The sequence below is a fragment of the Nonomuraea muscovyensis genome, assembly GCF_014207745.1.
GTDB classification, from domain to species: domain Bacteria; phylum Actinomycetota; class Actinomycetes; order Streptosporangiales; family Streptosporangiaceae; genus Nonomuraea; species Nonomuraea muscovyensis.
Window position 1 is genome coordinate 1,220,439 of record NZ_JACHJB010000001.1, and the last position, 11,838, is coordinate 1,232,276.

The window sequence follows — 11,838 nt, forward strand, 5'->3', positions numbered from 1 at the left end:
CGTGATACCTCGTCCGTGTGCCCAGCCTCGGCCCGCCCCAACTCATCCAGCAGCACGAATCGCCCGTCACAAACCACACCGCCACAAACCACACCGTCACGAATCGCACCGGGATGAGTCCCCCGTCGCCGGCCCACGTGCGCGGCGGTCGCTGCGGCAGCCACTGCGACCGCACATCCCGTACGGCCTCGACTCCGCTGCGTGAGCACGGTTGTCGGTCCTCGTTGATACAACCGTGGTGTGCGAGTCAAAGACCTGCCCAGAGGCCAGCGCCCGCGTGAGCGGCTCATGACGAGCGGCGCCGCGGCGCTCGCCGACCGCGAGCTGCTGGCCGTGCTGCTCGGTTCGGGGTTCCGCGGCACGAGCGCCATGGACCTGGCGGCCCAGGTGATCGACCACTGCGGCGATCTCGACGGCCTGGCCCGTTCGGAGCCGCACCGACTGCTCGCCGTGCCGGGCGTGGGCCCGGCCAAGGCCGCGCGGGTGGCAGCGGCCTTCCATCTCGTACGGCGGTCGCAGGCGGAGCCCGAACGCCCCCGGGTGACGGGCAGCGCCGACCTGGCCGCCGTGGCCGCCCCGCTGCTGCGCGGCCACTCGCGCGAGCGGCTGGTGCTGGTCGTGTGCGACCCGCGCGGCGCGGTGCTGAGACGCACGGTCCTCACCGAGGGCGGCGCCGATCACACCACGGTGCCGGTCCGGGAGATCATCGCCTCGGTCCTCACCTCGGGCGGCACGGCGTTCGGCGTCGCCCACAACCATCCGAGCGGCTCGCTCGACCCGAGCGACGACGACCTGACCGCCACGGCCCGCGTCGCCGAGGCCGCCCAGACGGTCGGGCTGCGCTTCCTGGACCACCTGATCATCACCGACACGGCCTGGCGTCGCATCCCCCTCATGTCCGGGACCACCATCGCCTCTCGGGAGCAACCACCATGATCCCGCCGAAAGCGCTGAACGGCAGCGTCACGCCGGAGCACCGTGCCATCCTGTTGCCGCGGGTCGGTCATGGTGGAGGTTCCGGGCCGACACGCACACCCGGGCGTGGTCCCGCGCCTCCCGGAGAGCGCGGGGCCACGTCCCCTCCTGCCTTCGCAGCCCTTCGCCGGCCCCCGGGGAGCGTATCCGGGGGCCGGCGAAGGGCCGCTGCTCCGGCTCTCCCAGCGGCAGACGAAAGGCCGGAGCGGCTTCAAGGCACCAGGGCCCCGGGTAGCGCCCTCTGGGCATGCCGTCACGCGTCGGCGGAGCGTGACGGCATGCCCAGAGCCCTGGAGCGACTCTCTGGGCGGCTTCTGCCTACACGCCGCGCCTCGGGTGACACCCGAGCAGGCCGGGTCGGCGCCGTGCCGTGGCTGCCGGGTTCTCGGGCTGGGCCACGACGAGGTGCCCGGCTGGCATGCCTGAACGCGGGCTCCTGCACCCGCCTCGAACAGGATCTTGGCCTGCGCCCACTCACCAGATCGCGGAGGACCTGGGCCGTTGCGCTACGACTGAACGAGCAGGCTCTGGCACGAGGCAGCGCGGCATCCCCGCAGGCGAAAACTCGACCTGCGGGTAAACGAGGGATCCGAAGAGAGTGGGCCTGGCAGGCGGTGATGTTGCAGGATGACACCTGCCGGGGCAAGGACAAGCCAGAGCCACTGCTTGCCCAGGTGAGCGGACGCGCACGGATGCGACGCCCGTCGATCGAGGCTCAGGAGTGTATAGGCGCTCTGCGCGCACGTGAGCGGGGATGCCCACTCGCTTCTCGGGCCAAAGGCGTCACCGGAGCATCAGCGAGTGTCATGGGGCTGGCAGGCACAGGACGAGCCCGACATCAGCGATCATCGTGCTCTTCCGGTCAGCAACAACTCCCACAGGCAGTCAACCGCCGCAGCTTGGGCTCGGGGGGACTCCATGGTTTTCATGCGTCCACGTCGCACAGTGGTCCTCCTGATGAAGCGCAATCCGCCCGCCTGGCACAACTCGTAGAAGATCGGCCGACAGGCACAGGTGTGGGCACGCACGCGCACCCGTTCGGTACGAGGCCGTTCGCGGTCCCAGTCGATCGCCAAGGGTGTGTCACGGGGTTCCGCCACGTGAGGGCTGAGACAGTCGTGAGATCCCCAAAGCACTCGATAAATATAGACCATACATCTCTAAGGGTCTACCTACGTATCCGTACGCTCGAATGAGTGTCTGCTTTGTACATCGCTGTACGGTTTCGTCTATACTCCCAACGTGCTTGATCGCGAAGGTCCTGTGCCCCTCTACAAGCAGCTCGCCGACCTCATCCGCGAGCAGATCGAGCGCGGCGAGCTCAAAGCGGGAGACCCCGTGCCCAGCGAGGCCAAGCTGGAGCGGGACTACGACATCGCCCGCACCACTGCGAGGCGCGTCGCCCGAGAGCTGCGCGAACAGGGCATGGCGTACACGATCCAGGGTGAGGGCACGTTCGTCGGCGAGCCCGGCAACCCGCGCGCGCCGAGAAAGATCCCCGTCTACCAGCGCATCGCCGAGGAGGTCGCGGAGCGCATAAGGCGCGGCGAGATCCCGCCGAACAGGGCGATCCCCGGCGAGAAGGTCATGATGCGGGAGTACGGTGTCGCCAAGGTGACGGCCCGACAGGCTGTCGCCCACCTGAGGGATCAAGGCTGGGTGTTCACCGTCCCCTATAGAGGCACGTACGTCGCCAGCCCCGACAAGTGGCCTGACGCGGAGAGTCCCTGACCGCACACGCTCCGGCGCCGCGCTCCCATAGTCTGAGGCGCATGCTCGATCGCGAGGGTGACACCCATCTCTACCTGCAGATCAGTCGGATCGTTCGCACACGAATCGCCGACGGCCTTCCACCGGGCGCGCCCGTTCCGAGCGAGGCGCAGCTCCAGCAGGAGTTCGGAGTGGCCCGCACCACCGCGCGCCGAGCGATCGGAGTGCTGCGCGACGAGGGGATCGTCCACGCGGTACCAGGCCAAGGTGTGTTCGTCGGAGCCCCGGGGCAGGCACCGCGTTCTCCTCGCAAGATGCCCCTCTATCAGCAGATAGCGACCGAGCTCAGCGCCGCCATCCTGACCGGCGGGTTACGCCCACGTCGGCCCATTCCAGGCGAGACCGCCCTGGCACAGCGGTACGACGTGGCCCGCGAGACCGTACGGCGGGCCATGGCGCTCCTTCGGGAGGAGGGGTGGATTTACACCGTCCCCCAGCGCGGCAGCTACGTCTCGCCCGAGGAGCACTGGCCTAGTCGCTGACCAGGCGGTAGTGGAGGCAGACCACCGTCGTGGAGGCGTCCACCTCGTGACCTTCGGCGGCCCAGTAGCGGCGGTGGGCGTCGCGCCAGTGGTCGACGGAGCGGAACCCCTCTCCCTCCGCCTCGGCGAACTCCCAGGTGACCTCGGCGAACGGCACGAGCTGGACGTCGACGACCTCGAGCTCGGCCACCTTGGCCCCCGAATCGTCCACCAGCGCCAGGCGTTCGCCGACGTGCTCCAGCGGCTCGTTCTCCGCGTGGTAGTCGAGCTCCAGCAGCCCGGCCGTGGCCCGCTTGACGCCCGCGAGCGTCAGGTCGGTCAGTTGCCTGCGCATCTCCCCCGGCGCGCCCAGTTCGAGTACGCGCAGCCCGTCGATTCGTCCCCACATGTCGTTGATCGTAGGGTTTGGCGGCGAGGTCACGGTCCGAGGGCCGCCGAACGTGTCGATCCGGCCCATGGTCCTGAGGCGAGGTCATGGGTGATCGGGGCGGATCCTCCGGCGTTCTCCCCTGTCCGGGGGAAGGGGCTCGCCCGGCGGGGGGAGGTGCGGACGAGGGCGTCGCGGCAGATTCGGCGTGTGAGCGGAATGAACGGTAGGACGCCCTCGACGGTCGCGTGGGGTGGAGTCGCCGCCTTGGTCCCGTACGCGGTGATGAAGACCTACTGGGCGTTGGGCGGGACGGCGGGCAGGCCGGCCGGTGATCTCGCCGCCCAGTTCGCGGCGAACGGCGCGCCCGCGGTGGTCGTGTGGATGGAGCGCCATGGTCTCGACTTCACCGCCGTGGGGGCACTGGCGGGGATGATGCTCCTGGCGGCGCTGGTGACGTCCTGGGGCACGAAGGTGCCACGCTCGGCGCTGCTGGTGCCCGGCTGGGCCGGGGCCGCGATGCTGACGCCGTACGGGCTCGGCACCATTCTGGCCGCGTCGTTCGGGTTCACGGTCGGCGACGCGGAGGGATGGTCCCCCTGGGTGGGGGTGGTGGGCGGCCTCGCGTTCACCGGCCTCGGCGCGGCGCTCGGCGTGTGCAGCCTGGCCCACCAGCGGCGGACCAGGCCCGGGCCCTGAGATGCGATCTCCCGCAGTGGCGCCTGAGGGCTGTTCCCACCGACCGGTCCCGCTCGTTGTCACCGCCGGACGCACGTCCACGAGACCTCCGCCCCGCGTACGGCCCGCCGCACCGCCCCGCGTAGGACCCGCCGGCCCTCCCCTCGTCCGGCCCGCCCCCCGCGTACGGCCCGCCCCCCGCGTACGGCCCGCCGCACCGCCCCGCGTAGGACCCGCCGGCCCTCCCCTCGTCCGGCCCGCCCCCCGCGTACGGCCCGCCGCCCGTGTACGACCCGCCGCCCGCGTACGGCCCGTTGTGTTCGGCGCCGGGTCCCGTCGGCGGGTTGGGGAGGCTTTGCCGATGGCGCTTCAGGAACGCCGGCGGGTTCGGCGCGGGCCTGCCGCGGTTCAGGCGCGGGTGCGCTGCGTCACGGCGACGCAGGCCAGGACGGCCAGGGCGCCGGCCACGGTGGCCGGGCCGAACCGCTCCCCCAGCAGGAACCAGGCCCACACCAGGGTGAGCAGCGGCTGGGTGAGCTGGGTCTGGCCCGCCCTGGCGATGCCGCCCCGGGCCAGGCCGGCGTACCAGGGCAGGAAGCCCAGGAACATCGACACCACCCCCACGTACGCGAACCCGGCCAGCGCCTCGGCGGACGGTCGAAGGGGCGTGGTGGCGGCGAGCACCGCCGTCACCGGGACGGTGAGGGGCAGCGACAGCACGAGGGCGTGGGAGATCACCTGCCAGCCGGGGGTGACACGGGCGAGCCTGCCGCCCTCGGTGTAGCCGACGGCGGCCGACAGCAGGGCGCCGACCAGGAGCAGGTCGGCCCAGGCCGCGTTCGCCACGCCCTGGTCGCGGGTGAAGGTGAAGGCGGTGATGGCGGCGGCGCCGGCCGTGCAGGCGGCCCAGAACAGCGGGCGGGGACGTTCGCCGGCCCGCAGCACGGCGCAGGCGGCTGTGGCGGCGGGCAGCAGGCCGATCACGACGGCGGAGTGGGCGGTCGTGGCGCCGAGGTCGAGGGCCAGGCCGCTGAAGACGGGGAAGCCGAAGACGACGCCGAGGGAGATCAGCGCGTAGGAGGGCCAGCGGTCGCGGGGCGGTAGCAGTGGCACGCGGGCGGCCTTGAGACAGACAAGTGCTATCGCCCCGGCGAGCACGGCCCGGCCGACGGCGACGAGCCACGGGTCGAACCCGCGCATCGCGTGGACGGTGGCCGGGAACGACCCCGAGAACGCGAGGACACCGAGGAAGGCCAGCGCGGTTCCGGTCCTGCCGGCCCGCGCGGCGGAGGAGCCGGAGGGCGTGGGGACGGGGGTGCCCGGTGTGGATACTGCTATCCGCTCCGAGGCGATAGCGCTATTATGTTCCCTCATGGATAACGATAGCAGTATCGCTCAGATCGCCGCGATACTGCGCGACGAGGTCACCCGGCTGCGCCCCGGCGACCGTCTCCCGTCCAGCCGCGAGATCATGCGGCGCCACAACGTCGGCCCCGTGACCGTCTCGCGCGCCATCGGCCGGCTGGCCGCGGAGGGCCGGGTGGTCACCAGGCCGGGCAGCGGCGCCTTCGTCGCGCACCCGCCGGAGCGCCCCGCCGAGGCGGCCGACCTTTCGTGGCAGACCGTCGCCCTGGGCGACCGCGTCGTGGACGAGTCGGCCGTGGTCAACCTGCTCAGCGGCGCCCCCGAGGGCGTGGTGCCGCTCACCGGCGGCTACCTGCATCCCGGGTTGCGGCCCGACAGGCAGCTCGCCGCCGCGGCGGCACGGGCCGTGCGCCGGCCGGACGCCTGGGCGATGCCGCCGCTGAACGGGCTGGCAGAGCTGCGCCGGTGGTTCGCGGCGGAGGCCGGCGGCGACGTGACGGCGGGCGACGCCCTCATCGTCTCCGGCGGCCAGGCCGCGCTGACGCACGCCTTCCGCGCGCTGGCGGCCCCGGGGACGCGAATCCTCGTGGAGACGCCGACCTATCCGGGGGCGCTGGCCGCGGCGAAGGCGGCGGGCCTGCGGGCGGCGGCCGTGCCGATGGACCGCGACGGCGTCCGGCCCGACCTGCTCGCCGAGGCGTTCGCGGTGACGGGCGCGCGGGTGTTCCTCACCCAGCCGACGCTGCACAACCCGACGGGCGCGACGCTGCCACCTGAACGCCGCCGCCAGGTGCTCCAGGTGGCCCGGGAGGCGGGCGCGTTCGTCATCGAGGACGATTTCGCCCGATACCTGACCGGCCAGGCTCCTCCGCCGATGGTCTCGATGGATCCGCACGGCACGGTCGTCTACATCGCCTCGCTCACCAAGATCCTGTCACCGAGCATGCGAGTGGCGGCGGTGATCGCGCGCGGGCCCGCCGCGCACCGGTTGCGGGCCAGCCAGCTCGTGGAGTCGTTCTTCGTGGCCAGGCCGTTGCAGGAGACGGCGTTGGAGTTCCTCGGCTCGCCCGGCTGGCGGCGGCATCTGGAGGCCGTGCAGGCGGAGATCATGGTCCGCCGCGACACCCTGGCGGCCGAGCTGGCGATCCGGATGCCCGCGGCCGAGCTGCACCTGCTGCCGCGGGGCGGCATGCACCTGTGGCTCCGGCTTCCGCCTGAGGTGGACGAGGGCGCGCTGGTCGAGGCGGCCAAGCGCAACGGCGCGCTGGTCAGCCCCGGCCGGATGTACTACCCGTCGGAGCCGCCCGGGCCCCGCGTCCGGGTGACGCACATCGCGGCCACCCACCTGCGCGAGCTGGCGGAGGGCGCCCGGCGGCTCGGGCAGGCGCTCGATCAGGTGCTGGCGAAGACGTCGTAGTGGTCCACGGTGACCTCTTTGTCGACGAGGAACGCGTCGTCCTCGGGGTAGAACACGGCCCGGCCCGGCTCGTCCCCCGCGAACGCCCTGACCGCCTCCCACGACTCCCAGAGCGTGATCAGGAAGAACTCGGTCCGCTCTCCCGCGTCGCGCCGGGTGAAGTACGCCCCCTTGTTGCCGGGGGTCGCGGTGTACTCGGCGAACCCCGTACGCATCAGGTAGTCCTCGTAGGCGGCGGCGTCGGCCGGGCGAGTCCAGCCCCGCCAGGTGCGAACGATCATAGGAGCCATCATCCTGCAACCGGCCATTGCCGTACAGTGGTGGCATGCTGGCGCCCGCGGAGACCGTGCGCGACTTCCTCAACACCTATGACGTGGAGTCCGACACCGACGAGCTGGCCTCGCCGGCGGAGCTGGCGGTGTGGCTGCGCGAGCGCGGCCTGACGGGGCCGGGCGACCGCGCCGGCGACGACGACCTGGCCACGGCGGTCGCGCTGCGCGAAGGGCTGCGCGCCGCACTGCGGGGCGAGCCGGCCGACCTGCCCGTCCTCCCGCTGCGGGTGACCGTGGGTGACGGGCCGCGGGTGACCGCGGGTGGCAGGCCACGGCTGGCCCCGATGAACGGCGGTGTCCGGGGCGCGTTGGCGGCGATCGCCGCCTCCGTCACCGGCGCCTCGTGGAACCGGCTGAAGGTCTGCGCCGAGGACACCTGTCAGTGGGCGTTCGTCGACGCCTCCAGGAATCGATCACGCTCGTGGTGTTCCATGCGGGTTTGCGGCAACCGCACCAAAACACGCGCTTACCGGGCAAGGAAGCAGGGTTCGCGTCCTCCCCAAGGTCGAAACACCGATACGGTGTAACACGTGCCTTGTGGCATGGACGGCAGGCGAAGGAGCGGGCCGAGATGGCAGACGTAGGCGTCCGGGCGGCCCGGCGCGAGGATGTGCTTCAGGTGGCGAATGTTCAGATCCGCGCCTGGCGCTACGGCTATCGGGATTTCCTCCCCGAGGGCCCTCTGGAGCAGATGACCGGCCCGGCGGCGGAGAAGATGTGGCTGCGGCAGTGGGATGAGGCGATCGTCGCCCCGCCCACGTCGAGGCACCGGGTGCTGGTCGCGGTGGAGACCATCCTCGACACCGAGGGCTTCCCCGCGCTCGGGGCGGGCGGCAGCGCCGCCCTGGCGACCCCACGCGGCGGTGAGCGGGTGGTCGGGCTGGCCTCCCACGCTCCCGCCGAGGATCCCGATCTCGACCCGACCGAGGTCGCCGAGATGCTGACGCTGCTGGTCGACCCCGACTTCGTCCGGCGCGGGCACGGCAGCCGCCTGCTCAACGCCACGGTCGACCACCTGCGCGAGGACGGCTACCGGCAGATCGTCACCTGGACGTTCGCCGACAACTACGCCGTGCTCGGCTTCCTGGAGTCGGCGGGTTGGGGCGAGGACATGGCCGAGCGGGTGCTCGACATGGGCCGCCCGATCCGCATGGTCAGGCTCACCACCGACATCAGTTAAGGACTGCTTCGAGATGGCAACCCCCGGCCAGTGGATCGCCGGCGCACGCCCGCGGACCCTGCCGAACGCCGTCGTGCCGGTCATGGTCGGCACCGGCGTGGCGATCGGCGAGGGCGGCTTCGTGTGGTGGCGGGCGCTCGTCGCCCTGCTCGTCGCGCTGCTGCTGCAGATCGGCGTCAACTACGCCAACGACTACAGCGACGGTGTCCGCGGCACCGACGACCAGCGGGTGGGCCCGATGCGTCTGGTCGGGTCACGGGTCGCCGCGCCGCGGCAGGTGCTGGCGGCGGCGCTGGGCTGCTTCGCCGCCGCCGCCGTGCTGGGCCTCACGCTCGTGCTGGCCACGCGCGCCTGGTGGATCCTCCTGGTGGGCGCCGCGGCGATCGCCGCCGCGTGGTTCTACACGGGCGGCAAGAGCCCGTACGGCTACCGCGCGCTGGGCGAGGCGGCGGTGTTCGTCTTCTTCGGGATCGTGCCCGTGACCGGCACGGCGTACGTGCAGACCGAGCAGCTCTCCTGGGCGGCGTTGGTGGCGTCGGTCCCGGTCGGGCTGCTGTCGTGCTCGATGCTCGTGGTCAACAACCTGCGTGACGTGGACACCGACGGGCAGTCGGGCAAGCGGACGCTGGCGGTCGTGCTGGGCGCCGAGCGCACCCGGCGGCTGTACGCGGCGTGCCTGGTCGTGCCGTTGGCGATCGCCGTGGCGATGACCCCGCTGGCGCCGCTGGCCGCGCTGGCGGTGCTCTCGGGGCCGCTGGCGATCCTGCCGGTCAAGACGGTGCTGCACGGCGCCGTGGGGCCCGCGCTGATCGGTGTCCTGCAGCAGACGGGCAAGCTGCAGCTCGTCTACGGGCTGCTCCTCACCATCGGCCTCGCCGTCAGCCTCTAGCGGCCCCTCGGCGCCCGTCAGGGGCGGAGCACCAGCTTGCCGGTGGTGCGGCGGGCCGCCAGGTCCTCCAGGGCACGCCCGGCCTCCGCCAGCGGGTAGTCGCCGCCGGCCATGGGCCGCAGCCGGCCCGCGGCGGTGAGCTCCAGCAGGTCGCGCAGCGGGTCCATGGTGCCCGGCAGGTGCAGCGAGCCGCCGAGCCAGTAGCCCGCCACCGCGATGTTGCGCTGGGCGAGCAGCCCGGGGTCGACCGGAGCCGGCGGTTGCCCGGACGAGCTGCCGTAGGTGACCAGTCGCCCGAACGGGGCCAGCGCGCCCAGGGCCGCCTCGAACACGGCGCCGCCCACGGCGTCCAGCACCACGTCGGCCGGGCGGCCCTCGTTGGCCTCGGCCACCCGCTCGGCGTAGCCGTCGGCCTCGCCGTCCACCGCCGCGTCGGCGCCCAGCTCCATCACCAGGGCCCGCTTGCCGGCCGTCGAGGCGGTGCCGATCACCCGGCCCGCGCCGAACTCGCGGGCAAGCTGCACCGCCAGGTGGCCGACGCCGCCGGCGGCCGCGTTGACCACCACCGTCTCCCCCGGCGCCAGCCGGGCGGCCGTGCGCAGCAGGTGCCAGGCCGAAAGGCCCTGGACGAGCAGCGCGAGCGCCGCCCCGGCGCCCAGACTCTCCGGCACCTCCACCGGGTGGTCGAGGACCGCCTTGGACGCGTACGCCTGCCCCGCGAAGCCCATCACCCGCCGCCCGTCCTCGGTCCGGCCGATCACCTCGGAGCCGGGCACGAACGGTGTCGGTGACGGGTTGTAGCTGCCCTCCAGCCGCTTGAGGTCGGCGAAGTTGACGCCGGCCGCCTCCACGTCCACCAGAGTCTGGCCGGGCCCCGGCACCGGGTCCGGCATCTCGGCCTCGGCCAGCACCTCGGGGCCGCCATGACGGGTCGCTTGCATCGCTCTCATGGCGTCCAGGCTACGCACCGCCGTCAGCGGGACGGGCGGGGGCCCGTCACCGCGCTCATCACCACACGCGGGGCCACCTCGATGCCCAGCTCGCGCTCGTGCTCCACCAGCGCCCGCAGCTCGGGCCCCCACTGCTCCTCCGGCAGCACCGTGAAGCCGTGCCGGGTGTACCAGGGCGCGTTCCACGGCACGTCGCGGAAGGTCGTCAGCGTCACCGCCGGAGCGCCGCTCGCCGCCGCGTGGTCGAGCACCGCCGTGACGAGCCGGCCGCCGACGCCCTGCCGCATCCGGCCGGGGTGGACGGCGAGCTGGTCGAGGTGCACGTTTCCGTCGACCCACCCCACCAGGGCGAACCCGGCGGGCGGCTCGCCCTCGACCAGCACCGAGGCGGGGTCGGTCACCTCCTCGACCTGTGTCGTGCCCGGCGGGAAGGTGATGCCCACCTGCTCGAACAACCCGTCGGCCGCCAGCTCGATCGGCACCAGACCCGCGAGCTCGCCGTGTTCGGCCCATCGCACCATGGCGACACGTTCTCATGCCGGGCTCGGCGGGCGCATCTGGATTAGTGTGCAGATCGTGCGGCTCGGCCGTGCGGCGCCGAGAGCCCCTCCTCACTTCGTGCCCACCACCTCACACCGGGGTCGTGGGCACGTCGTGTCTCAGAGGTCGAGCAGGGCCTCCAGGCCGACGGTCAGGCCGGGCCGCTCGCGCACCCGCCGCACGCCGAGCAGCACGCCCGGGGTGAACGCGGCGCGGCTCATCGTGTCGTGCCTGATCGTGAGGATCTCGCCGTCGCCGCCGAGCAGCACCTCCTGGTGGGCGATCAGCCCGGCCAGCCGTACGGCGTGCACGCGGACCCCGTCGACGTCGGCGCCGCGCGCGCCGTCGAGGGCGGTGCTGGTGGCGTCGGGCATGGCGCCCATGCCGGCCTTGGCGCGGGCCTCGGCGACCAGCTCGGCCGTGTGGCGGGCGGTGCCGGAGGGGGCGTCGGCCTTGTTCGGGTGGTGCAGCTCGACGATCTCGGCGGACTCGAAGTAGCGGGCCGCCTGCTGCGCGAAGTGCATCATGAGCACGGCCGCGATGCCGAAGTTGGGGGCGATCAGGGCGCCGGTGCCGGGTGCGGCGGCCAGCCATTCGCGCACCGTGTCGAGCCGGGCGGCGTCGAAGCCGGTGGTGCCGACCACCGGGTGGATGCCGTGCTCGATGGCCCACTGGAGATTGCCCATCACCACGTCGGGATGGGTGAAGTCGACGACCACCTCGGCGCCCGCGAGGCCCTCGATGCTGTCGTCCTTGTCGAGTGCGGCCACCAGCTCCATGTCGGAAGCCGCCTCGACCGCCTTGCACACCTCGACGCCCACGCGACCGCGGGCGCCGAGCACACCTACCTTGATCACACGGTCAACCCTATACGGCGGCGGCGCGCGGGCCCA

Annotated in this window: 14 protein-coding genes; 8 read left to right on the forward strand and 6 right to left on the reverse strand. The window is 72.7% G+C overall.

The features are described 5' to 3' along the window. Window positions 1–240: 240 nt before the first annotated feature. The 3 genes from FHU36_RS05755 (at window position 241) to FHU36_RS05765 (ending at window position 3,227) form a co-directional block, all read left to right on the forward strand. On the forward strand, window positions 241–936 hold the full coding sequence (locus FHU36_RS05755; protein WP_185082747.1) for a JAB domain-containing protein: 696 nt from the start codon (window positions 241–243) through the stop codon (window positions 934–936). A gap of 1,281 nt (window positions 937–2,217) precedes the next feature. Next, window positions 2,218–2,706 carry a GntR family transcriptional regulator gene (locus tag FHU36_RS05760; protein ID WP_312891445.1) on the forward strand — a complete coding sequence of 163 codons (489 nt, stop codon included), beginning with the start codon at window positions 2,218–2,220 and terminating at the stop codon, window positions 2,704–2,706. A gap of 41 nt (window positions 2,707–2,747) precedes the next feature. After that, a complete protein-coding gene (locus FHU36_RS05765) occupies window positions 2,748–3,227 on the forward strand; it encodes a GntR family transcriptional regulator (protein ID WP_185082748.1) in 480 nt (159 codons plus the stop codon). Here the strand turns inward: FHU36_RS05765 and FHU36_RS05770 are convergent. Continuing rightward, window positions 3,217–3,615, reverse strand: coding sequence for an ASCH domain-containing protein (locus FHU36_RS05770; protein ID WP_185082749.1), 399 nt, complete (start codon window positions 3,613–3,615; stop codon window positions 3,217–3,219). The two genes, FHU36_RS05765 and FHU36_RS05770, sit on opposite strands and share 11 nt — an antisense overlap. Window positions 3,616–3,861: 246 nt before the next feature. On the opposite strand from FHU36_RS05770, the gene FHU36_RS05775 reads away from it, so the two are divergent. Next, entirely contained in the window at window positions 3,862–4,293 is a 432-nt protein-coding gene (locus tag FHU36_RS05775) for a hypothetical protein (RefSeq protein ID WP_221495782.1), read from the forward strand. Window positions 4,294–4,680: 387 nt separating this feature from the next. Here FHU36_RS05775 and FHU36_RS45485 read toward each other — a convergent pair whose 3' ends face one another. Further along, complete coding sequence (locus FHU36_RS45485; protein ID WP_185082751.1) at window positions 4,681–5,646, reverse strand: DMT family transporter; 966 nt, start codon at window positions 5,644–5,646, stop codon at window positions 4,681–4,683. On the opposite strand from FHU36_RS45485, the gene FHU36_RS05785 reads away from it, so the two are divergent. Beyond that, window positions 5,645–7,054, forward strand: coding sequence for an aminotransferase-like domain-containing protein (locus tag FHU36_RS05785; protein ID WP_185082752.1), 1,410 nt, complete (start codon window positions 5,645–5,647; stop codon window positions 7,052–7,054). The two genes, FHU36_RS45485 and FHU36_RS05785, sit on opposite strands and share 2 nt — an antisense overlap. Here FHU36_RS05785 and FHU36_RS05790 read toward each other — a convergent pair. Then, entirely contained in the window at window positions 7,030–7,335 is a 306-nt protein-coding gene (locus FHU36_RS05790; protein WP_185082753.1) for an ABM domain-containing protein, read from the reverse strand. The two genes, FHU36_RS05785 and FHU36_RS05790, sit on opposite strands and share 25 nt — an antisense overlap. Window positions 7,336–7,379: 44 nt before the next feature. On the opposite strand from FHU36_RS05790, the gene FHU36_RS05795 reads away from it, so the two are divergent. The 3 genes from FHU36_RS05795 to FHU36_RS05805 are packed head-to-tail and all read left to right on the forward strand — an operon-like array spanning window position 7,380 to window position 9,455. Continuing rightward, a complete protein-coding gene (locus FHU36_RS05795; protein ID WP_185082754.1) occupies window positions 7,380–7,913 on the forward strand; it encodes a CGNR zinc finger domain-containing protein in 534 nt (177 codons plus the stop codon). A 44-nt stretch (window positions 7,914–7,957) separates the two neighbouring features. Next, window positions 7,958–8,566: a GNAT family N-acetyltransferase gene (locus tag FHU36_RS05800; protein WP_185082755.1), complete on the forward strand. Its 609-nt coding sequence runs from the start codon at window positions 7,958–7,960 to the stop codon at window positions 8,564–8,566. Window positions 8,567–8,579: 13 nt separating this feature from the next. After that, window positions 8,580–9,455 (forward strand): 1,4-dihydroxy-2-naphthoate polyprenyltransferase, encoded by an 876-nt coding sequence (locus FHU36_RS05805; RefSeq protein ID WP_185082756.1) that lies wholly within the window; start codon window positions 8,580–8,582, stop codon window positions 9,453–9,455. 17 nt (window positions 9,456–9,472) lie between these two features. Here FHU36_RS05805 and FHU36_RS05810 read toward each other — a convergent pair whose 3' ends face one another. From FHU36_RS05810 to dapB, 3 genes are all read right to left on the reverse strand, one after another. Then, the gene (locus tag FHU36_RS05810; RefSeq protein ID WP_185082757.1) at window positions 9,473–10,405 is read right to left on the reverse strand and encodes a quinone oxidoreductase family protein; all 933 of its coding nucleotides are present in this window, start codon (window positions 10,403–10,405) and stop codon (window positions 9,473–9,475) included. Window positions 10,406–10,428: 23 nt separating this feature from the next. Continuing rightward, window positions 10,429–10,926, reverse strand: a complete 498-nt coding sequence (locus FHU36_RS05815) for a GNAT family N-acetyltransferase (protein ID WP_185082758.1) — start codon at window positions 10,924–10,926, stop codon at window positions 10,429–10,431. 138 nt (window positions 10,927–11,064) lie between these two features. Continuing rightward, the gene (gene dapB / locus FHU36_RS05820) at window positions 11,065–11,802 is read right to left on the reverse strand and encodes a 4-hydroxy-tetrahydrodipicolinate reductase (RefSeq protein WP_185082759.1); all 738 of its coding nucleotides are present in this window, start codon (window positions 11,800–11,802) and stop codon (window positions 11,065–11,067) included. Between the last annotated feature and the right edge of the window lie 36 nt (window positions 11,803–11,838).